Annotated in this window: 19 protein-coding genes; 9 read left to right on the top strand and 10 right to left on the bottom strand. The window is 69.5% G+C overall.

Annotated features, from left to right (window positions below):
• Position 1: 1 nt before the first annotated feature.
• The 3 genes from AB0J58_RS06345 to AB0J58_RS06355 form a co-directional block, all read right to left on the bottom strand.
• Entirely contained in the window at positions 2–499 is a 498-nt protein-coding gene (locus AB0J58_RS06345) for an Lrp/AsnC family transcriptional regulator (protein ID WP_030903905.1), read from the bottom strand.
• Positions 500–782: 283 nt separating this feature from the next.
• On the bottom strand, positions 783–1,490 hold the full coding sequence (locus AB0J58_RS06350; RefSeq protein WP_364211022.1) for a DUF5941 domain-containing protein: 708 nt from the start codon (positions 1,488–1,490) through the stop codon (positions 783–785).
• Positions 1,487–3,064: a CDP-alcohol phosphatidyltransferase family protein gene (locus tag AB0J58_RS06355; RefSeq protein ID WP_364211025.1), complete on the bottom strand. Its 1,578-nt coding sequence runs from the start codon at positions 3,062–3,064 to the stop codon at positions 1,487–1,489. Before AB0J58_RS06355 ends, AB0J58_RS06350 begins: the two co-directional genes overlap by 4 nt.
• A gap of 188 nt (positions 3,065–3,252) precedes the next feature.
• Between AB0J58_RS06355 and recO the strand changes: the two genes are divergently transcribed.
• Together recO and AB0J58_RS06365 are read left to right on the top strand one after the other, a co-directional pair.
• The gene (gene recO, locus AB0J58_RS06360; RefSeq protein WP_343978471.1) at positions 3,253–3,990 is read left to right on the top strand and encodes a DNA repair protein RecO; all 738 of its coding nucleotides are present in this window, start codon (positions 3,253–3,255) and stop codon (positions 3,988–3,990) included.
• Complete coding sequence (locus AB0J58_RS06365) at positions 3,987–4,766, top strand: isoprenyl transferase (protein WP_364149132.1); 780 nt, start codon at positions 3,987–3,989, stop codon at positions 4,764–4,766. The genes recO and AB0J58_RS06365 overlap by 4 nt, the downstream gene beginning before the upstream one ends.
• A gap of 40 nt (positions 4,767–4,806) precedes the next feature.
• Here AB0J58_RS06365 and AB0J58_RS06370 read toward each other — a convergent pair whose 3' ends face one another.
• The 6 genes from AB0J58_RS06370 to AB0J58_RS06395 form a co-directional block, all read right to left on the bottom strand.
• Positions 4,807–5,355, bottom strand: coding sequence for a CGNR zinc finger domain-containing protein (locus AB0J58_RS06370; protein WP_343978465.1), 549 nt, complete (start codon positions 5,353–5,355; stop codon positions 4,807–4,809).
• Between the two features lie 257 nt (positions 5,356–5,612).
• Positions 5,613–6,020 carry a transcriptional repressor gene (locus tag AB0J58_RS06375; protein ID WP_364149130.1) on the bottom strand — a complete coding sequence of 136 codons (408 nt, stop codon included), beginning with the start codon at positions 6,018–6,020 and terminating at the stop codon, positions 5,613–5,615.
• The gene (locus tag AB0J58_RS06380) at positions 6,017–6,850 is read right to left on the bottom strand and encodes a metal ABC transporter permease (RefSeq protein WP_364211028.1); all 834 of its coding nucleotides are present in this window, start codon (positions 6,848–6,850) and stop codon (positions 6,017–6,019) included. The genes AB0J58_RS06375 and AB0J58_RS06380 overlap by 4 nt, the downstream gene beginning before the upstream one ends.
• Positions 6,847–7,599, bottom strand: a complete 753-nt coding sequence (locus AB0J58_RS06385; protein WP_364211062.1) for a metal ABC transporter ATP-binding protein — start codon at positions 7,597–7,599, stop codon at positions 6,847–6,849. The genes AB0J58_RS06380 and AB0J58_RS06385 overlap by 4 nt, the downstream gene beginning before the upstream one ends.
• A gap of 36 nt (positions 7,600–7,635) precedes the next feature.
• Positions 7,636–8,619, bottom strand: coding sequence for a metal ABC transporter substrate-binding protein (locus tag AB0J58_RS06390; protein ID WP_364211030.1), 984 nt, complete (start codon positions 8,617–8,619; stop codon positions 7,636–7,638).
• 193 nt (positions 8,620–8,812) lie between these two features.
• Complete coding sequence (locus AB0J58_RS06395) at positions 8,813–9,202, bottom strand: DUF6703 family protein (RefSeq protein WP_364211032.1); 390 nt, start codon at positions 9,200–9,202, stop codon at positions 8,813–8,815.
• 116 nt (positions 9,203–9,318) lie between these two features.
• Between AB0J58_RS06395 and AB0J58_RS06400 the strand changes: the two genes are divergently transcribed.
• The 5 genes from AB0J58_RS06400 to AB0J58_RS06420 all read left to right on the top strand — a co-directional run bounded on the left by AB0J58_RS06400 (position 9,319) and on the right by AB0J58_RS06420 (position 16,278).
• Positions 9,319–9,597, top strand: coding sequence for an antibiotic biosynthesis monooxygenase family protein (locus tag AB0J58_RS06400; RefSeq protein WP_030903876.1), 279 nt, complete (start codon positions 9,319–9,321; stop codon positions 9,595–9,597).
• Between the two features lie 131 nt (positions 9,598–9,728).
• Positions 9,729–11,114, top strand: a complete 1,386-nt coding sequence (locus AB0J58_RS06405; protein WP_343976475.1) for a glycine--tRNA ligase — start codon at positions 9,729–9,731, stop codon at positions 11,112–11,114.
• A gap of 94 nt (positions 11,115–11,208) precedes the next feature.
• Positions 11,209–11,880: a response regulator transcription factor gene (locus AB0J58_RS06410; RefSeq protein ID WP_364211034.1), complete on the top strand. Its 672-nt coding sequence runs from the start codon at positions 11,209–11,211 to the stop codon at positions 11,878–11,880.
• 314 nt (positions 11,881–12,194) lie between these two features.
• Entirely contained in the window at positions 12,195–14,834 is a 2,640-nt protein-coding gene (gene ppdK, locus AB0J58_RS06415) for a pyruvate, phosphate dikinase (RefSeq protein ID WP_364211036.1), read from the top strand.
• A 211-nt stretch (positions 14,835–15,045) separates the two neighbouring features.
• Complete coding sequence (locus tag AB0J58_RS06420; protein WP_364211038.1) at positions 15,046–16,278, top strand: deoxyguanosinetriphosphate triphosphohydrolase; 1,233 nt, start codon at positions 15,046–15,048, stop codon at positions 16,276–16,278.
• Between the two features lie 13 nt (positions 16,279–16,291).
• Here the strand turns inward: AB0J58_RS06420 and AB0J58_RS06425 are convergent, their stop codons facing one another.
• A complete protein-coding gene (locus AB0J58_RS06425) occupies positions 16,292–17,125 on the bottom strand; it encodes a M23 family metallopeptidase (protein WP_364211041.1) in 834 nt (277 codons plus the stop codon).
• Positions 17,126–17,348: 223 nt separating this feature from the next.
• Here AB0J58_RS06425 and dnaG point away from each other — a divergent pair, with 223 nt between their 5' ends.
• Both dnaG and rpoD read left to right on the top strand, forming a co-directional pair.
• Positions 17,349–19,199: a DNA primase gene (dnaG, locus tag AB0J58_RS06430; RefSeq protein ID WP_364211044.1), complete on the top strand. Its 1,851-nt coding sequence runs from the start codon at positions 17,349–17,351 to the stop codon at positions 19,197–19,199.
• Positions 19,200–19,351: 152 nt separating this feature from the next.
• The gene (gene rpoD / locus AB0J58_RS06435) at positions 19,352–20,488 is read left to right on the top strand and encodes an RNA polymerase sigma factor RpoD (RefSeq protein ID WP_343976494.1); all 1,137 of its coding nucleotides are present in this window, start codon (positions 19,352–19,354) and stop codon (positions 20,486–20,488) included.
• Positions 20,489–20,591 lie beyond the last annotated feature (103 nt).

Genomic DNA, 20,591 nt, shown 5'->3' on the forward strand with positions numbered 1-20,591 from the left:
TTCAGGCGATGAACGGTGATTCGTTGTGCGGGGCGATGAACGGTTCGCCGCGCGAGGTCATCAGCGGCGCCTCGATCAGCCGGGAGAGCACGATGGAGCTCTTGGTCCGCACCACGAACGGCTCCGAGGCGATGCGCTCGATCACCCTCTCCACGTGCCGCACATCGGTGGCCCTGATGTGCAGCAGCGCGTCGGCCTCGCCGGTGATGGTGCACGCCGAGACCACCTCGGGATGGCGGCCGATGGCCACTCCGATCTCCGACGGTGAGGTCTTTCCCGCGCAGAACAGCTCCACGTAGGCCTCGGTGGTCCAACCGAGCGCCGCGGGCTCCACCCTGGCGGTGAACCCGGTGATGGCGCCGGTCTCGCGCAGCCGGTCCACCCGGCGTTTCACCGCCGACGCCGACAGGCCCACCCGCTGTCCTATCTCCGCGTATGTGGCTCGGGCGTCCTCGACGAGCGCCCCGATGATGTCGCGATCCAGCCTGTCCAGTTCCACGCTGACCTGTATATCGCTTCGGGTCCGTCCGGGTTCACGGCGAGCGGTCCGCCCGCGCTCGCGGTCGGCGGTCCGCCCGTGTTCGCGGCGTCCGGGGCGCCCCCGACGTCCCCTCCGGTGCGCCAGGTGCCCTCGTGGCGGCACGTGGCGGCACGTGGCGCCCCGTGGCACCCCGGGGTGTATCCGTGTCGTCGTGCGCCCGGTCGTCTGTCCGGTCATGTCAACGAAATGCCGCCGGACAGTTGACCTGTCCGGCGGCATCCGCGATGAGGGAGATCTCGGGTCAGGTCTGCTCGGCCTCGCCGGTGGCCTGCTCCTGGGCCTCCTCGGGAGAGGCCTCCAGGTCGTCGCCCGCCTGGGCGAGCGCCGTCTGCTTGTCCAGGCCGACCCAGCTCGTCACGCTCTCGACGGCGAACAGCACACCGAGGTAGAGGGTGAGCGCGGCCAGCACCCAGGTCAGCACGCCCAGCGCGGCGCCGGCGCCGATCAGCAGCAGCCTGAGCTCCCAGCCCAGGCCGGCGCGGAAGACCCAGGGGGCCGGCCAGATGCTCTGCCGCGTCCGGTACACCGTGTCGTAGGTGTGGTAGCCGATCACGTAGATCAGCACGTACAGCAGCCACTTGGGCGCGTCGGCCGCCAGGCCGATCAGGATGATCGTGAGGAACTCGGCACCGCGGATCAGCGGCGGCGCCAGCCAGTCGAGCTTGCCGAGATGGTCACGGGCCGCGGTGGGCAGCACCAGGACGATCATGATCAGCACCGGAACGAGCAGGATCGGTCCGTCCACCAGCATCCCGGTCACCGCCATCGCGATGATCGCCAGCAGTGCGGCGAGTGTGGCGGGCACCGGGGGCAGCCCGGGGCCGACCTTGTCACGCAGCAGCGTCACCAGCGGGCCGTCGTCGCGGTAGGCGAGCAGCCGCGCGGTCTGGACGCGCAGCCGCTCCTCGTACGGGTCCGGAGCGGGGATGGTCTGTGGCTGGGTGATCATGCGAGAGACCTCATCAGGCGTCCGGTGAGCGAGTAGGCGGCGCCGATGCCACCCCAGATGATCAGTGTCAGGAAGGTGATCCTGGCGTCGAACAGGGCGCTGACGATCGCGATGGCGGCGAAGCGCTCACCGATGGGGAACACGATCATCTTGCGGGCCCAGTGCACGGCCCGGAACCTGCCGGCCCTGCCCCACATCTTCAGCAGGTTGCGGATCCCGCCGGCCTGGGCGACCCTGCGCTGCTCCAGCGCCTGGCGAAGACCGGTGTCCGCGCTGACCGACAGCGGCACCGAGGGCAGCGGCGACGGGGGCTTGCGCCGGTTCGCCGCGCCGTAGGAGAAGTCGAGCAGGTGCCTGATGGACTGCACACCGAGCGCGATCAGCGCCAGCGTCCACACGTCGCCGACACCCGAGACCGCCGCGCCGACCGCCAGACCGGCGAAGACCACGTACTCCTTGAACCGGTCGAAGGTCGCGTCCAGCCATGCCCCGAGCACGCCGAACTTGCGGGCGTACCGCGCCACCTGGCCGTCCACGCAGTCGAACACGAACGCGAAGTAGATCAGCACACCGCCCGCGACCATCCCGGCCCGCTCGCCGGTGGCGAAGCACAGCGCCGCGGCCACGCCCAGCGCGATCGAGATCAGCGTGACCTGGTTGGGGGTCAGCCCCCGCCTGGCCGCCCAGCGGGCGATGAACCGGGAGTAGGTGCTGACGAAGTAGGTGGTGAAGAAACCGTCGGCGCCCTTCACCGCGTTGTTCAGCCTGGCCCGGTCCTCGTTGAAGGTGGCCATCTCGGCCAGCGCCTCGGTGGCCTGCCCGGCGGTGGACACCCGGCGGTAGAACAGGTCCCGGCGGCCGCGGACGCCGACCGAGACGCCCTTGCGGACCAGGCCCAGGACCAGCAACTGGACCAGGTCGTCGTCGGGACCCAGCAGGTGGGCCAGGTCGGCCAGTTCGCGGGCGGCCTCGGCGAGGACGGGCGCGTGCTTGTGGTGCAGGTGCAGCGGGCCGAGCAGGACCGCGTTGGGCCTGGTCACCCCGTGGAAGGCCGAGCCCACCGAGATCACGCGGGACTTGCGGGCACGTACCCGGACGGGCAGGCCCTCCAGCGTCCGGTCGCCGATCTCCGGCAGCGCCTCCTCGATCGGGACGTCGGGGACGATGGCGTCGCCGTTCTCGTCCTCCTCCCGGGGCTCCCTGACGATCAGCGCGAGCGCTCCGCGCTTCGACTTGGTGATCTGGTAGATCAGCTCGTCGTGGATCAGCGAGTTGGCGGGCAGGATGAGCAGGTTCTCGGTGGCGTCCTCGACCGCGTCGGCCAGGGCGCGCAGATCGCCGGCCAGGTCGGAGGTCTCGACGAGCCTGCCGGGGAAACCGCGGTAGGCGGCGGCCTCGCTCGATCGGGCGATCGTCACCGGCTCGGAGTCGAGCGAGGCGAGCTGGCCGTGCAGCTTACCGATCACCGTGGGGCAGCCGGCGAGCGCGGGCAGGGTCAACGCGGCGGGCGGCGTCGCCTGGCCGGTAGCGGCATCGGGGCCGGGCGATGAGCCCAGCAGGACCACGCGGGGCATGGCACCCTTTCGTGCGGAGACGGGTGTGAGGCGGTGTAGCGGAGGATACGTTGCGTCAGAGGCCAAAGTTTAGTGAGTTTTGGGTGAACAACACGCACCAGTGATCTATCCGTGTCGTTTGATCATGGTTGCACCTCTGCCAAGTGAACCGTCCCACGCCCCCACCACACTGTCACTACACTGTGCGGGTGAGTCTGTACCGTGATGACGGCATCGTGCTGCGCACCCACAAGCTGGGCGAGGCCGATCGCATCGTCACGGTCCTGACCCGGCGGATGGGCAAGATCCGGGGGGTCGCCAAGGGCGTCCGGCGCACCACATCACGATTTGGCAGCCGGCTCGAACCGTTCACCCATGTCGATCTCCAGCTGCACACCGGCCGCACCCTCGACGTGATCACCCAGGCCGAGACCATCCAGCCGTACGGCCGGCCGCTCGTCGCGGACTATCCGCGCTACACGGCGGGAACCGCGATGCTGGAGACCGCCGACCGTCTGATCATGGGAGAGAAGGAACCGGCCCTCCGCCAGTTCCTGCTGCTGGTCGGCGGCCTGCGCACGCTCGGTTCCGGCGCCCACGAGGCCAGACTCGTGCTGGACGCCTACTTCCTGCGCTCTCTGGCGGTCGCCGGTTACGCCCCCGCCCTGGAGGCCTGCGCCCGCTGCAAGGCGGTCTCGGTGCGGGCCTTCGCCATCGTGGCCGGCGGCGTGGTCTGCGGGGCCTGCCGTCCCGCGGGCGCGGCGGTCCCCGAGGGGGAGACCCTGGCCCTGATGGTCGCGCTCCTCAAGGGGGACTGGCCCACCGCCGACGCCTCGGGGGCCAGGCACCGGGCCGAGTGCAGCGGCCTGGTCGCCGCGTACCTCCAGTGGCACCTCGAACACGGCATACGCTCTCTTCGACACGTAGAAAGGGAGCTCGCCACGTGAACGTCCGCCCGCCCGTCCCGCACCCCTCCGGCGCAACCCCGCCCGCGATCCCGCGCGACCTCGTGCCGCGGCACGTGGCGATCGTGATGGACGGCAACGGCCGGTGGGCCAAGCAGCGTGGCCTGCCCCGTACCGAGGGGCACAAGGCGGGTGAGGCGTCGCTCTTCGACGTGATCGAGGGCGCGATCGAGCTCGGCATCCCCTACCTGTCCGCCTACGCCTTCTCCACGGAGAACTGGAAGCGATCCCCCGACGAGGTCCGCTTCCTGATGGGTTTCAACCGCGACGTGATCCGCCGCCGCAGGGATCAGCTCCACGCGATGGGCGTGCGGGTCCGCTGGGCGGGCCGCCCCGGGCGGCTGTGGCGGAGCGTCATCCAGGAGTTGCGCGACGCCGAGCGGATGACCGAGGGCAACTCCACGCTGACCCTGCAGTTCTGCGTCAACTACGGCGGCCGTGCCGAGATCGTGGACGCCGCGCTGCGCCTGGCGCAGGACATCGCCGAGGGGAAGGTCAAGCCGGGCCGGGTGAAGGAGGAGACCTTCGCCCGCTACCTGGACGAGCCGCAGATCCCCGACGTCGACCTGTTCGTGCGCTCCTCCGGCGAGCAGCGCATCTCCAACTTCCTGATCTGGCAGACGGCGTACGCCGAGATGGTCTTCCTCAACCGCCTCTGGCCCGACTTCGATCGCCGTGATCTGTGGGAGGCCTGCGAGACGTACGCCAAGCGCGACAGGAGGTACGGCGGAGCCGTGCCGAACGTGGTCGCGGAATAGCGCGCGGGTCCCGGGCGCCCTCGACGCGCCGGGAGTGACGTCAGGCCCGGCGCCGCGCGCGGTAGGCGGCCACGTGCATCCGGTTCCCGCAGGTGCGGCTGTCACAGTAGACCCGCGAGCGGTTGCGGGACTCGTCCACGAAGACGTGGTCGCAGTCCGGCGCCGAGCAGGTGCGCAGGCGTTCCCACTCGTCCTCGACGAGCAGGTGGGCCAGGGCGACCCCGATGTCGGCCGCCAGGTGCTCGTGGAGTGAGGCGTCCGGCGCGAAGTAGTGGACGTGCAGGGGGTGGCCGTCGTGCTCCGCCAGGCGCGGGGTGATGCGGGTCCCGCTCAGCAAGGTGTTCAGCCGGATGACCGCGGTGGGCTGGTCCGGGGCGGTGAAGACCTTGTGGAAGGCCTCGCGCAGGGCGCGCACCTGGGCCAGGTCGGCGGCGTCCAGTTCGCCGATCCCGCTGACCTCCCAGCGTGCCACGAAGTCGCCGAGTTCCCGCAGGTCGGTGAGAGTGTCCTCGCCTCCGGTGGAGGGGGAGGTGTTGACCAGGTCGACCGCGGTGGCGAGTGAGTGCACCATGTCATGTCCGAATGGCATGTTGACTCCTGTAGAAAGCGGTTACCGCGTGGGCTCGCGGTGGCTTGCCGTGTCGGAAGCGTATCTCTCCGGTGGACCTTCGTGTCTTCTCTCTCGCACTCACATCGCGATGGCACGCCATGTGAGCGCCCGGCGGGCGTGGTCCTCGGTGGCGGTGCGTCCGGGGGCGCCCCGCCGCGTTCGCCGTGCCGCCCGGTGCGGGGCCCCGCGCGCGGATCGGCCGTCCGGGACCCGGCCCGCCGGGGATCCCGGCGGGCTCAGGCGCGACTCGGCGTACGGGCCGGTTTGGCGGCTGTGGAGCAGGCGGCGCAGGTTCCGAAGATCTCCAGGGTGTGGGTGATCTCGGTGAACCCGTGCTCGGAGCCGATGGCCTCGGCCCAGCGCTCCACCGCGGGTCCGGCCACCTCCACCGTACGGCCGCAGGTGCGGCAGACCAGGTGGTGATGGTGGTCGCCGCTGGCGCACGCCCGGTAGACCGACTCGCCGTCGTCGGTTCTCAGCACGTCGACGTGACCGGTGTCGGCGAGCGCCTGGAGCGCCCGGTAGACGGTGGTCAGTCCGATCTTGGCGCCTTCCGCGCGCATCTCCGCGTAGACGTCCTGCGCGCTGCGGAAACCCTCGCTCTGACGGAGGACCGCGTGGACGGCATCACGCCTGTTGCTCATGGGATGGACTCCTGAGGTCGACTTCGGCGTATGAATCTACCGAGCCCGAGGGCGAGGACGAACCCCGTGAGAGCAACGATCACGATGACCGCGCCCGGCGGGACCTCGACGTAGAAGGATGAGGTCAGGCCGCCGACCGTGGAGATCATCCCGAAAAGCATGGAAAGCAGCATCGTGCTCGTGAAACTCCGGGTGAGCTGCTGGCTGGTCGCCACCGGCACCACCATCAGCGCGCTGACCAGAAGCAGTCCCACCACGCGCATGGCGATGACCACGGTCAGCGCGGCGGTCACGGCGATCAGCAGGCTGAGGAAGCGGACCGGCAGACCGCTGGCCCTGGCGACCTCCTCGTCCTGGCAGAGCACGTAGAGCTCCCGCCCGAAGACGACCAGCACGCCGAGGACCGCCGTCGCCAGCAGACCGATCACCCACACGTCCTCGACGGGGACGCTGCTGATCGAGCCGAACAGGTAGGACGTCAAGGTGGCGTTGCTGCCGCCCGGGGCCAGCGAGATGAGCAGCACGCCCCCGGCGATGCCGCCGTAGAACAGCAGCGCGAGCGCCACGTCACCGCTGGTCCTGCCGCGCGCGCGGACCAGTTCGATGGCCACGGCGCCGAGCACGGAGACCAGTACGGCGGTCAGCACCGGGGCGGTCCCGGTCAGGAAGCCCAGGGCCACGCCGGTCAGCGCGACGTGCCCGATGCCGTCACCCAGCAGGGCCAGGCGGCGCTGGACCATGAACGTGCCGATGGCGGGCGCGACCAGGCCGACCAGGAGGGCGGCGATCAGCGCCCGCCGCATGAAGTCGAACTGCAGAAGCTCGATCACGACGTGGGTCTCCAGTCGAGCGGGCTCACCGGCTCCTCCTCGGCGTGCGGGTGCACGTGGTCGTGGCCGGGCAGCGCGTGGGTGCCGACGGCGTGCGGCGGCGGGCCGTCGTGGCAGACGTATCCGTCCCGCAGGACCACCGCTCGGGTGATCAGAGGTTCCAGCGGGCCGAGCTCGTGCGCGACCAGCAGGACCGTCTTGCCCTGCTCCACGAGCACGGACAGGGTCTCGGCGAGGAGCTTCTGGCTCCCGGAGTCGACGCCGGCGGTGGGTTCGTCCATGACGAAGGTGTCGGGCTCCCCGGCGAGGGCCCGGGCGATCAGCACCCGCTGCTGCTGGCCGCCGGACAGGGCCTGCACCGGGTCGAGGGCGCGGTGGGCCAGGCCGACGGCGGCCAGCGCCCGGCCGGTCGCCTCCCGGTCGGCCGCGCTGGTCGGCCGCAGGCGCCGCTGCCTGGCGATCCGTCCCGAGGCGACGACCTCGCGGATCGTGGTCGGCACGCCGCCGCCCACCGAGAGCCGCTGGGGCACGTAGCCGATCCGCCACCACTCGCGGAACCGGGCGGGGGGCCTGCCGTACAGCAGGGTCTCGCCGCCCGACAGGGGGATGAGGCCGAGCAGGGCGCGGATGAGGGTGGACTTCCCCGACCCGTTCGCGCCGAGCACGGCCACCGCCTCACCGGGCTCGACGGACAGGTCGATCCCGCGGAGCACCGGGCGGCGCTCCAGGTCGACCCGGCCGCCGCTCATGGTGAAAACCGTTTTGCTGGATGTCACGTGTGGGCCTTACGAGCAGCTGAGCGCAGACTGGAGGACTTCAAGGTTCCGGCGCATGGCGGACGGGTAGTCGCCGTTCGCCGGCTGGCTTTCGACCGGGTCGAGGACCGCGGTCTTCGCACCGACCTCCTGGGCGAGAACCTCGGCGACCTTGGGGCTGACGAGGGTCTCGGTGAAAATCGTAGTCACTTTCTCCTGCTTGGCCACTTTTGCCACTTCAGCGAGGCGGGCAGGAGAGGGCTCGGCCTCGGGATCGATTCCGCTGATGCCGATCTGGTGGAGCCCGTAGCGGTTGGCGAGATAGCCGAACGCGGCGTGGCTGGTGACGATCGCGCGTGAGGAGCAGGTGGCCAGGCCCTTGGCCAGCTCGCCGTCCAGGGCGGTGAGGCCGGCCGCGGCTTCGGCGGCCCGCTTCCGGTAGCCCTGCGCGTGCGCGGGGTCGGCGGCGGCGAGCCTCTCGCCGAGCCGGGTGGCGACCGTCGCGAAGCGGGCCGGGTCGAGCCAGAGGTGGGGGTCGTAGTCGATCTCCTCGTGGCCGTGCTCCTCCTCGCCTTCGTGCCCCTCCTCCCCGGCCGCGGGCAGGGTCGGGACCGAGGAGGCCACCTCGAAGCCCCGGTCGGCGGCGTGCTGTTCGACCGCCTCGTCCACGGCGGGCTGGATGCCCTTGATGTAGACGACGAGCTTCGTCTCCTGCAACCCGGCCACCTGGAGCGGGGACAGCTCCAGGTCGTGTGGCTCGACGCCGGGCTTGGTCAGGCCGGTGACCGTCACGTCGGGGCCGCCGACCTGCTCGGCGAGCCACTGCAGGGGATACATGGCCGCGGTGACGACGGGCTTCCCCGCCGCGGAGACGCCTGACGCCCCCCCGGGCGATTCGCCGGCCGAGCTGATTTCGGCGCCGCAGGCGGCGGTGGCGGCCGTGGCGAGAAGGGCGGCGGCCGCGACCAGGCTCGCGTTACGTATGCGGATACGTCGGGAGGACTCGGACATCATGTCATCCAGTATGCGCGCAAATGAAAATGGTTGTCAAAGTCACCTGCAGGCTCGATGGTCGCCGGCCCGGCGGACGGGGGCTCCGCGTCGGCCCGGCCGCCCCCGGCATGGCGGCTTCACGCGCCGGGTGCCCGCGACGTACGGGCACCGCGAAGCCAGGGAGCGTGGTGCGTGCGGCGAGGGCCGGGCGGCGTCAGAAGGCGCCGAAGCGGTCGGCGGCGAGCAGGATCAGGAAGGTGAGCAGCGCGACGCGCAGCAGGCGGCCCCCGGCCCCCAGGGACGGCCACGACATGTAGGCGAGCCAGCCGACGAACCCGATCACCGGAAGCACGGCGACGCCACCCCAGAAGGAGGACACCGCGAAGCCGGTCATCAGGAGGATCACCAGCACCACCGGGGCGATCCAGCGGGGGAGCTGGAACAGGAAGACGAGCGGGGCCGCGCTGCGCCGCTCGGCCTTGCGCCGTAGCCCGGTCGCCCCCGGCGTGAAGAACTGCTCGCCCGCGGGCAGCGGACGCCCGCCTCGCGGGCGCCGGGGCTGTGCCAGCGGATGTGCGGGGCGTTTCCCGTGCTTGTCGGCCACAGGCCGAGCCTAACGCCACAGCCCCCGCAGCGACACGCCCCGATGCCCGGTACGGACACCGCGGCTCGCGCCCCGGCCGGTACGGGGCCGGAGGCGGGCTCTGGCATGCTGGGCGGATGCTCGCTCTCATCCGTTATTCGGTGCCGCCCGGCCAGACCGAGGAGTTCCTGGCCCGGGCCCACGAGATCGTCGACACGCTGGCCGGGCAGCCGGGTTACCTGCGCGGCAGGGTGTCGAGATCGGTGGACGAGCCGGAGCTGTGGGCGCTGGTCAGCGAGTGGGAGGGCGCCGGGTTCTACCGCAGGGCGCTGGGCGCGGCGCGGATGGCGATGTATCCGCTGATGACGCTCATGATCAACGAGCCGAGCGCGTTCGAGGACGTCGACCGTCCCTGAGATTCCGCGGAAGCTTTGCCGGTGTGAGGCGGGCGTCATGGTTTATCCGCACGTCCCGCGGGTCCGTCTCCCCTAAGCTGGATGTTCAATCAATTCCTCGCCGACCTCCAGCCGGATGGAGATTTTCCCTTATGGCACGCCGTACCGACATCATGGACACCATCGTCAGCCTCGCCAAGCGGCGCGGTCTTGTGTATCCCTCCAGCGAGATCTACGGCGGCCTGCGCGCGTCGTGGGACTACGGTCCACTGGGCGTGGAGCTCAAGAACAACGTGAAGCGGCAGTGGTGGAAGACCGTGGTGCAGGGCCGTGACGACGTGGTCGGTCTCGACTCCTGTGTGATTCTGGCCCGCGAGGTGTGGCAGGCCAGCGGCCACGTGGACACCTTCACCGACCCGCTGACCGAGTGCCAGGCGTGTCACAAGCGCTACCGCGCCGACCACCTCGAAGAGGCGTACACCGAGAAACACGGGAAGGAGCCCGTCAACGGCCTGGCCGACATCACCTGCCCCAACTGCGGCAACAAGGGCTCCTTCACCCAGCCCAAGCAGTTCAGCGGCCTGCTGAAGACCTACCTCGGCGCGGTCGAGGACGAGTCGGGCCTGGCCTACCTGCGGCCGGAGACCGCCCAGGGCATCTTCATCAACTACCTCAACGTGCAGCAGTCGGCGCGCAGGAAGATCCCGTTCGGTATCGGCCAGATCGGCAAGTCGTTCCGCAACGAGATCACCCCGGGCAACTTCATCTTCCGTACCCGTGAGTTCGAGCAGATGGAGATGGAGTTCTTCGTCAAGCCGGGCAGCGACGAGGAGTGGCACCAGTACTGGATCGACGAGCGCTTCCGCTGGTACACCGACCTGGGCATCAACCCGGAGAACCTGCGCGTCTACGAGCACCCGCAGGAGAAGCTGTCGCACTACTCCAAGCGGACCGTCGACATCGAGTACCGCTTCAACTTCACCGGCAGTGAGTGGGGCGAGCTGGAGGGCATCGCCAACCGTACGGACTTCGACCTGACCGCGCACGGCAAGGCCTCCGGCACCGACCTCAGCTTCTTCGAGCAGGACACCGGCGAGCGCTACGTCCCGTACGTGATCGAGCCGGCCGCCGGTGTCGACCGCGCCACGCTCACCTTCCTGATCGACGCCTACACCGAGGACGAGGCGCCCAACGCCAAGGGCGTCATGGAGAAGCGCACGGTCATGCGGCTCGACCACCGGCTCGCGCCGGTCAAGGTCGCGGTGCTCCCGCTGTCGCGCAACGCCGACCTGTCGCCCAAGGCCAAGGACCTGGCCGCCCAGCTCCGCCGCCGGTGGAACGTCGAGTTCGACGACGCGGGCGCGATCGGCCGCCGCTACCGCCGCCAGGACGAGATCGGCACGCCGTTCTGCATCACCGTCGACTTCGACACTCTCGACGACCAGGCGGTGACCATCCGCGAGCGTGACTCGATGGCCCAGAAGCGGGTGGCCCTCGACCAGGTCGAGTCCTACCTCCGCCAGCACCTCAACGACTGAGGAAAGGCCCGCCCCGCGACGACCCGGGAGCGACGGGGGGCGGGGACGGCGGTGGCAGCCGGGTTTCGGGCCGCGCACGATCTAGGTTCGTACCATGCGACTGCTCGTTGTCGAGGATGAGAGAGACCTGGTCGAAGCCCTGCGGGTGGGGTTCGTCCGGGCTGGTTACGCGGTCTGCGTCGCCCGGGACACGGCGCAGGCCGCCGAGAGGCTGCAGGCCGACCCGTACGACGTGGTCCTGCTCGACCTCGACCTGTCCGGCCGTGACGGCTTCGAGCTGTGCCGCGCGCTGCGGAGGACCGCCAACGGCCAGACCGCGCGGATCATCATGGTGACCGCGCGGGACCGGCTGGACGACCGGCTTCTCGGGCTGGCCGAGGGGCCCGACGACTACCTGCTCAAACCGTTCGCCTTCCCCGAACTGCTGGCCAGGGTGCGCGCGCTGCCGCACCGGGAGCAGGGCGACGACACCGCGATCCTGCAGGTGGGGGACCTGCGGCTGGACATCTCCAGGGCCGAGGCCCGGGCGCGGGGACGGGAGCTGGGGCTCACCCCGAAGGAGTTCGGCGTGCTGCGCCACCTGATGGCCCACCGCGGGCAGGTGGTCTCGGCGGAGGAACTGCTCGAGCACGTCTGGGGCGAGCACGCCGACCCCTTCACCAACACCGTGCGGGTGACGGTGGGCAATCTGCGGCGCAAGCTCGGGGCCGAGGGCGTGATCGAGACCGTGATCAGTAGGGGGTACCGGCTGCGGGAGGGCTCCTGAGGCCGTTCTCCGCAGCCGACGAAAAGCCCGATCCGTATCCCGCCGTGCGATGCCTGGCCGGTCGCCGAGCCCACCGTGAACGGCGTTGAATACCGGGAAGATTGGTTACCTGAATTGGTATAAACCAATTCCCAAAGTGATCAATAACCTTGCGTATTTGGTCCAGATTTGAATTGGATTAGACCGGTTCAACCGCCTTGAGCTGGGAAAATGCAGTGTTGCCTGATGGGTGCCGTTTCATCGCCTTGTTCGTCGGTAGAGTCCGCAGGGAGGCGGAATCAGACGCCGGTTTTGAAGTCGAAGAAGGAGCAACCGTGCCCAAGTACGTTTACGACTTCACCGAGGGCAACAAAGATCTCAAAGGTCTGCTCGGAGGTAAGGGGGCAAACCTCGCCGAGATGACCAATCTCGGACTGCCGGTTCCCCCCGGCTTCACCATCACCACCGAGGCCTGCCAGAACTTCCTGCGGGACGGGGTCGTTCCCGAGGGAATGCGGGAGGAGGTCTCCGCGCACCTGGCCGCGCTGGAGGCCAGGATGGGACGCCGGCTGGGCCAGGCCGATGACCCGCTCCTGGTGAGCGTGCGCTCGGGGGCCGCGTTCTCCATGCCCGGCATGATGGAGACCGTTCTCAACATCGGCCTGAACGACGAATCGGTCCACGGACTGGCCAAGCAGGCGAGTGGCAACGAGCGTTTCGCCTGGGACTCCTACCGGCGCCTCATCCAGATGTTCGGCAAGACCGTCCAGGGCATCGACGGCGAGCTTTTCGACGAGGCTCTGGAGGAGCTCAAGGACGGCCGCCACGACCTGGAACTGGAGGCGGCCGACTTCCGGCGCCTGGTCGCGACCTACAAGGACATCGTCCGTGCCCAGACCGGCGAGGACTTCCCCGCTGACCCCCACCGGCAGATGAGCATGGCGGTGGAGGCCGTGTTCAAGTCGTGGAACGCCCCGCGAGCCGTCCTCTACCGTCGTCAGGAACGTATCCCCGCCGACCTGGGCACGGCGGTCAGCGTCTGTTCGATGGTCTTCGGCAACTGCGGCATGGACTCCGGGACCGGGGTGGCCTTCACCCGCGACCCCGGCTCGGGGCAGCAGGGCGTCTACGGCGACTACCTGCAGAACGCCCAGGGCGAGGACGTGGTCGCGGGCATCCGCAACACCATGCCGCTGCAGGAGCTGGAGAGCCTCGACAAGGCCGTCTACGACGAGCTCATGCGGATCATGGAGACGCTGGAGAACCACTACCGGGACCTGTGCGACATCGAGTTCACCGTCGAGCGCGGCAAGCTCTGGATGCTCCAGACCCGGGTGGGCAAGCGGACCGCGGGCGCGGCCTTCCGCATCGCCGTGCAGCTCGCCGACCAGGGGTTGATCAGCCTCGACGAGGCCGTGACCAGGGTGACCGGTGACCAGCTCGCCCAGCTCATGTTCCCCCGCTTCGCCGACTCCGGCGGCGAGGTGATCGCCAAGGGGATGAACGCCTCGCCGGGCGCGGCCGTCGGCAAGGCCGTCTTCTCCACCGAGCGGGCCGTCGAGCTCGCCGCGCGGGGAGAGGCGGTCATCCTGGTCCGCAGGGAGACCAACCCCGACGACCTGGCCGGGATGATCGCAGCCCAGGGCGTCCTGACAAGCCGCGGCGGCAAGACCTCGCACGCCGCCGTGGTCGCCAGGGGCATGGGCAAGACCTGTGTCTGCGGGGCCGAGGAACTGGAGGTCTCGGTCAAGGACCGCAGGTTCACCACGCCTTCCGGCGTCGTGGTCTCCGAGGGTGACGTCATCTCCATCGACGGCACCAGCGGGACCGTCTACCTCGGGGAGGTGCCGGTGGTCCCCTCCCCGGTCGTGGAGTACTTCGAGGGTACGGGCGAGGCGGACGACGAGCTCGTCGGCGCCGTGCACCGGATCATGTCCCACGCCGACGAGGTACGCCGGATGGCCGTACGCGCCAACGCCGACAACGCCGAGGACTCCGCCAGGGCGCGCAGGTTCGGTGCCCAGGGCATCGGGCTCTGCCGTACCGAGCACATGTTCCTCGGCGAGCGCCGCTGCCTGGTCGAGGACCTGGTGCTGGCCACCTCCGACGAGGAGCGTGAGCGGGCACTGGCCGCGCTGGAACCGCTGCAGAGGGCGGACTTCACGGGGATCTTCCAGGCGATGGAGGGGCTGCCCGTCACGATCCGCCTGATCGACCCGCCGCTCCACGAGTTCCTGCCCGACTTCACCGAGCTGTCGGTGAAGGTCGCCCTCGCGGGTGACGGGGCGGAGAAGAAGGACCGCGAGCTGCTGGCCGCGCTCAAGCGGCTCCACGAGCAGAACCCGATGCTGGGCCTGCGCGGTGTCCGGCTCGGCCTGGTCATCCCCGGCGTGTTCGCCATGCAGGTCCGGGCGATCGCGGCGGCGGCCAAGGCCGTGCCCGGCAGCCGCGCGGAGATCATGATTCCGCTGGTGGCCGCGGTCCAGGAGTTGGAGCACGTCAGGGATGAGGCACGGCAGATCCTTGCCGAGGCCGGGGTCGAGGCACTGATCGGCACGATGGTCGAGGTGCCGCGCGCGGCGCTGACCGCCGGCCAGATCGCCGAGGCCGCCCAGTTCTTCTCCTTCGGTACCAACGACCTGACCCAGATGACCTGGGGTTTCTCCCGTGACGACGTCGAGGCCGCGTTCTTCTCCAAGTACCTCGAACTTGGCGTCTTCGGTGTCTCCCCGTTCGAGACCCTGGACCGTGACGGCGTCGGCAGGCTCGTCACCATCGCCGCGGAGCAGGGCCGCAAGGTCAGGCCCGACCTGAAGCTGGGTATCTGCGGCGAGCACGGCGGAGATCCTGACTCGATCCACTTCTGCCACCAGGTGGGTCTGGACTACGTGTCCTGCTCGCCGTTCCGCGTCCCGGTCGCCCGGCTGGAGGCCGCTCGCGCCACCCTGGCCGGCGCCGGATCCGACACCCGCTGACCCTCGGTTCCCACCCGGACTTCGCGGGTGTGCCGCCTCCGGTACCGCGGGAGGCGGCACCCGCGGAACCGGGCTCCGTGGCCGTCCCACCTCACCGGGGCGGCCGCGGGGACCGGTAGGAGCCGGGGCGAAGGTCACGGCCCCTGGTAACCAGGTGTTTTCTCGCCGTTCCGCATAGTGCACTCCTTTCGCGGATAAAATCACTGCACTTATGCATGGCTATGACGAACATGACCAGGTCAGGTGGGTGCCGGAACCGCCCGGCAACCCCGGTAGGAACCCGTTCGGGCGTGATCGGGCGCGCGTGCTGCACAGCGCCGGGCTGCGGCGGCTCGCCGCCAAGACCCAGGTCGTCGGCCCGGGAGAGACCTTCGGCAGCGGCCAGCACATCCCCCGCACCCGCCTGACCCACTCCCTGGAGTGCGCGCAGATCGGCCGGGAGATGGGCGAGGCGCTGGGCCGGAACCCCGACCTGGTGGAGACCGCCTGCCTGGCCCATGACCTCGGCCACCCGCCGTTCGGCCACAACGGAGAGACGGCGCTCAACGAACTCGCCGCCGGGTGCGGCGGCTTCGAGGGCAACGCGCAGAGCCTGCGCCTGCTGACCAGGCTGGAGGCCAAGGTGGTCACCGAGGACGGCCGTAGCGCCGGCCTCAACCTCACCCGCGCCGCTCTGGACGCGGCGATCAAATACCCCTGGACCAGGGAGAGAGGTGCCAAGTACTGCGTCTACGACGATGACCTGCCGGTCTTCGAGTGGATCAGGGAGGGCGCACCCGAGGGACAGGTCAGCTTCGAAGCCCAGATCATGGACTGGGCCGACGACGTCGCCTACTCCGTGCACGACCTGGAGGACGCCCTCCACTCGGGCAACGTGGTGCCGGCGGCGATGCGCGACCCGGCGGAGCGCCGCGAGGTCTGCGCGACCACCCGCGAGTGGTACGCCCCCGACGCGGAGCCCGGCGAACTGGAGGACCTCTTCGGACGCCTGATCGCCCAGCCGCTCTGGCCCCGCCACTTCGACCGCTCGCTCACCGACCTCGCCGCGATCAAGGGGCTCACCAGCTCGCTCATCGGCCACTTCTGCAGGTCCGCCGAGGTGGCCACCCGCGAGGCGTACGGCCCGGCCGCCGGACGCTACAGCGCCGACCTGATCGTGCCCAGGGCCACCCGGCTGGAGTGCGCACTGCTGAAGGGGGTCACCGCCCACTATGTGATGGCCAGCGACGCGCACAACGCCAACCAGGCCAGGCAGCGCGAGCTGATCCACGACCTGGCCCACCAGATCATGCTGGGTGCCCCCGGCACCCTGGAACCGGCTTTCAGGCCCGCCTTCACCAGGGCGGCGGGGAACGCCGATCGGCTCCGCGTGGTCATCGACCAGATCGCCTCGCTCACCGACACCTCAGCGGTCGCCTGGCACCGCCACCTGGCGGGCCGCTGACCCGCTGTCGCGCTCAGCCGCCGCCCAGCGTGATCTGCTCCTGCTCCTCGGGCTTTTCCGGCTTCTTGGTGGGCTTCTTCGTCGGCACCGGCTTCGACGCGCAGAGGGTGACGCACCTGGGAGCCGCCCCGGTCCGGTTCATCACGGCCCGCATCTCGTCGGCCGGAGAGAGCGTGGGGTTGCCCTTCAGCCAGGCGTTCAGATAGTCCCACGGCTTGACCATGCCCCGGCGGACCCACCACAGCGAGGGATCGGTCTTCCAGGAGATCGCGAAATAGAGGTTGCTGGCCGTGGAGCGGGCATTGCCCGAGTTGCCGATCTGGCCCAGGACCTGGCCGGCGCTGACGCGCAGCCCCGGCCTGACCTCCGGGGCGACCTTGTCCAGGTGGCCGCCCAGGTAGCGCACGCCGTCGTCGCCGATGACCGTGACGAAGCGCCCCTCCCGGTCGGCGCCGCGATCGGTGGACGGCTTCCAGCGGTTCTTGACGTTGACCTCGTCGACCACGCCGTTCACCGGCGAGACGAAGGAGCAGCCCTTGGCCGCCCAGATCGTGGTCTTGGGCAGCACCAGAAGCCTGCTCTGGTAGTTGGCCGAGCAGCCCTTCACCGGGAAGACATAGGTGTGTTTGGAAACCTTCGGCGGCGGAACCCGCACCGGGGGGTCGGCCTTGGGACGGTCGACCGCCGTCTGCGGGGCGGGGGTCGGCGTGGCCTCGGGCATGGTCGCGGTGACCGAGGCCGGTGCCCCGGCGACGGCCTCGGACTCGAAACTCGGAGCCGCCGTGCCGATACCCGCCACCCCACCCGGCGACGCGCAGGCTCCGGTGACGAGCACCGCACCTGCCACAGCGGCCAATCGTGCTATATGCCCCGATCGCATGATCTCCACCCGCGTACATTATCGAGAATCCGCCTTTACCTTTGTAACCGACGTCATGGTTGGTCACGACCGCTTCGGGAAAGTCATCGTTCCTCCTGTCCCTCCCGTCCCGGCGGCACCGCCGCCACCTGTCCGGAGGCGGATCGGGCCGACCGCTCCGACCTGTCGGGGGCCGGACTAGACTCGCGGCGTGGCAGGCCGGATCAGTGACGAGGACATCGCGCTCGTACGGGAGCGCTCACCGATCGCCGACATCGTGGGCGAGCACATCCAGCTCCGCAACGCGGGCGGCGGCAACCTGAAAGGGCTCTGCCCCTTTCACGAGGAGAAGAGCCCGTCGTTCAACGTGACCCCCACCCGGGGTTACTGGTACTGCTTCGGCTGCGCCGAGGGCGGTGACGTCATCACCTTCGTCAGGCGCCTGGAGCACCTGTCGTTCGGCGAGGCGGTCGAGCGGCTGGCCGGCCGGGCGGGCATCCAGCTCCGCTACGAGCAGGGCGGATACGTCCCGGGACGCGAGCAGGGCGAGCGCACCCGCCTGATCGAGGCCCATCGGGCGGCGGCCGAGTTCTACGCCTCGAAGCTGGCCGCGCCCGACGCCGCGATCGGGCGCAGATTCCTGTCGGAGCGCGGGTTCGAGCGGGTCGACGCCGAGCGTTTCGGCGTCGGGTACGCCCCGGCCGAGTGGGAGGCGCTCTCGCGGCACCTGATGGCCAGAGGGTTCACCAGCGCGGAGCTGATCAAGGGAGGGCTGGCCAAGGAGGGGCGGCGCGGCCCGATCGACCGCTTCCGGGGACGGCTGGTCTGGCCCATCCGCGACATAACCGGGGACGTCATTGGTTTCGGCGCGCGGAAGCTGAACGACGCCGAAGACGGGCCGAAGTATTTGAACACCCCAGAAAGCCCCCTCTACAAGAAGAGTGAGGTTCTCTACGGTGTCGACCTGGCCAAGCGCGAGATCTCCAAGCGCTCCCAGGCCGTGATCGTCGAGGGCTACACCGACGTAATGGCCTGCCACCTGTCGGGCGTGCCGACGGCGGTGGCCACCTGCGGCACCGCGTTCGGCGAGGAGCACATCAAGGTGCTCCGGCGGCTGCTGCTCGACCACACGGGCTCCCAGGGCGAGGTGGTCTTCACCTTCGACGGGGACTCCGCCGGGCAGAAGGCGGCGCTGCGCGCCTTCGCCGACGAGCAGAAGTTCGCCACCCAGACCTTCGTGGCGGTGCAGGCGGACGGGCTCGACCCGTGCGACCTGCGCATCAGGCGCGGCGAGGCGGCCGTGCGCGACCTGATCGCCAGCAGGGAGCCGCTGTTCGCCTTCGCCATTCGCAGCGCGATCTCCCGCTACGACGCGAGCACCAACGAGGGGCGGCTCGCCGGGCTCGACGCCGCGGCGCCCATCGTGGCCCGGATCAAGGACCAGGGGCTGCGCAAGCTGTACGCGGTGAGCCTGGACCGCTGGCTCGGGTTCAACGACGAGAGCTTCGTGCTGGACCGGATCATGGAGGTGTCCCTGCGGGCACAGCCGGGCCCCCGTCAGAAGGCCAGGCCGAGGAAGGTCGCGGACCTGACCGATCCCACGGTCAGGACCGAGGCCGAGATTCTCAAACTGGCGGTGCAGCGTCCCGCGCTGCTCGGTCCGGAGTTCGACGTGATGGGCGGAGAGGCGTTCACCCTTCCCGAGCATCTCGCCCTCTACAAGCTCATCGCCGACGCGGGCGGCACGGCGGCGGCCGGAGCCGGCGGGCGAGAGTGGGTGGACCGGTTGCTGAACGGCGTGAGCGACTCGCTGAGGGGGCTGCTGACCCGTTTCGCGGTCGAGGAGATCCGCGCCGACCTGACGAGCGAGGAGCGGTACGCGGCGGGGCTGCTGGTGGCCCTCGAACTGACCACCGTCACCCGCGTGCTCGATCAGCTCAAATCACGCATGGAGCGGACCAATCCCGTCGAGGAGCCGGAGGAGTACAAGCGGCTCTACGCGGAACTGGTCGCGCTCGAACAGCAGCGGCGCGTGCTGAGGGAACGCGCCGCCGCGAGCTGATCGCGTAATTGGCTTTAATATCCGCGAGGCGATTCCACCAAACCCGAATAAGGTCTCAATTCGATAATGATCGCGGCCTTACCTTCGGTGACAAAAATAGGTCTGCCATTTAGGGGACCCAATACAGCAGACTGTCTCCCGTGGGTGCATCGGTGCTGCCAAGTGGGCCGCCATCGGTAGACCAGGTGGCCGACCTCGTCACGAAGGGAAGGGAGCGCGGAAGCGTCACGGTCGATGACGTGGCCGCCGCTCTCGACAAGTCCGAGCTGCCGTCCGACGCGCTTGAACGCGTCGTCCGCATGCTCGCCGAGCACGGAGTGGAGGTCCTCGAGCCTCAGAGCGACGAGGAACCCGCCCGGTCCGATGAGGAGGATATCGGGAAAAGGGCTCCTACCAGCGATCTCGTCCGGATCTACCTGCGGGAGATCGGCCGGGTGCCCCTGCTCACGGCCGAGGAGGAGGTGGAGCTCGCCAAGTCCATCGAGGCGGGCCTGTTCGCCGAGGACAAGCTGACCAGCGTCGTCTCACGTCTGGTCTTCCCGGAGTTCAAGGAGCTCGCCTGGCAGGGCACACGGGCCAAGCAGCGGCTGATCGAGGCCAATCTGCGGCTGGTCGTGTCAATCGCCAAAAGATATGTGGGGCGCGGCATGCTGTTCCTGGATCTCATCCAGGAGGGCAACCTCGGGCTCATCCGGGCGGTCGAGAAATTCGACTACACCAAGGGTTACAAGTTCTCCACATATGCCACCTGGTGGATTCGACAGGCGATCACCAGGGCCATCGCGGACCAGGCGCGCACCATTCGGATTCCGGTGCACATGGTCGAGACGATCAACAAACTGGTGCGTGTCCAGCGTCAGCTCCACCAGGACCTCGGCCGCGAGCCCGCGCCCGAGGAGATCGCCCTGGAGATGGACCTGCCGATCGACAGGGTGATCGAGATCCAGCGGATCGCCCAGGAGCCGGTCTCGCTCCAGTCGCCGATCGGCGAGGAGGACTCCGACCTCGGTGACTTCATCGAGGACGCGGACGCGGTGGTCCCGATGGAGGCGGCGGCCTTCATCATGTTGCAGGACCAGCTCGACGACATCCTCGCGACGCTCTCGGACCGTGAACAACGCATCATCCAGCTGCGCTTCGGGCTCGCGGACGGCCACCCCCGGACGCTGGAGGAGGTCGGCAGGGAGTTCGGCGTGACGCGCGAGCGCATCCGTCAGATCGAGTCGAAGACCCTCGCCAAGCTACGCCACCCGACGAGGGCGCAGATGCTCCGCGACTACCTCGACTGAGGAGCCATACGGCGCGGGCCCGCTCGACCTCGACGACGTCGCAGGGTCGACACTGCTGCACGCTGATCTCCACGCCGACAACCTCCTCGCCGCCGGCGGCAAG

The organism is Streptosporangium sp. NPDC049644 (genome assembly GCF_040675205.1).
Lineage (GTDB): Bacteria > Actinomycetota > Actinomycetes > Streptosporangiales > Streptosporangiaceae > Streptosporangium > Streptosporangium fukuiense.

Excerpts from the sequence above, each read along its gene's own strand:
- AB0J58_RS06405 (WP_343976475.1), top strand. The coding sequence starts at position 9,729 with ATGGCACGCCGTACCGACATCATGGACACCATCGTCAGCCTCGCCAAG.
- AB0J58_RS06385 (WP_364211062.1), bottom strand. The coding sequence starts at position 7,599 with ATGAGCGGCGGCCGGGTCGACCTGGAGCGCCGCCCGGTGCTCCGCGGG.
- AB0J58_RS06400 (WP_030903876.1), top strand. The coding sequence starts at position 9,319 with ATGCTCGCTCTCATCCGTTATTCGGTGCCGCCCGGCCAGACCGAGGAG.
- AB0J58_RS06370 (WP_343978465.1), bottom strand. The coding sequence starts at position 5,355 with ATGCCATTCGGACATGACATGGTGCACTCACTCGCCACCGCGGTCGAC.
- AB0J58_RS06350 (WP_364211022.1), bottom strand. The coding sequence starts at position 1,490 with ATGATCACCCAGCCACAGACCATCCCCGCTCCGGACCCGTACGAGGAG.
- AB0J58_RS06355 (WP_364211025.1), bottom strand. The coding sequence starts at position 3,064 with ATGCCCCGCGTGGTCCTGCTGGGCTCATCGCCCGGCCCCGATGCCGCT.
- AB0J58_RS06375 (WP_364149130.1), bottom strand. The coding sequence starts at position 6,020 with ATGAGCAACAGGCGTGATGCCGTCCACGCGGTCCTCCGTCAGAGCGAG.
- AB0J58_RS06420 (WP_364211038.1), top strand. The coding sequence starts at position 15,046 with ATGCATGGCTATGACGAACATGACCAGGTCAGGTGGGTGCCGGAACCG.
- AB0J58_RS06390 (WP_364211030.1), bottom strand. The coding sequence starts at position 8,619 with ATGATGTCCGAGTCCTCCCGACGTATCCGCATACGTAACGCGAGCCTG.
- AB0J58_RS06410 (WP_364211034.1), top strand. The coding sequence starts at position 11,209 with ATGCGACTGCTCGTTGTCGAGGATGAGAGAGACCTGGTCGAAGCCCTG.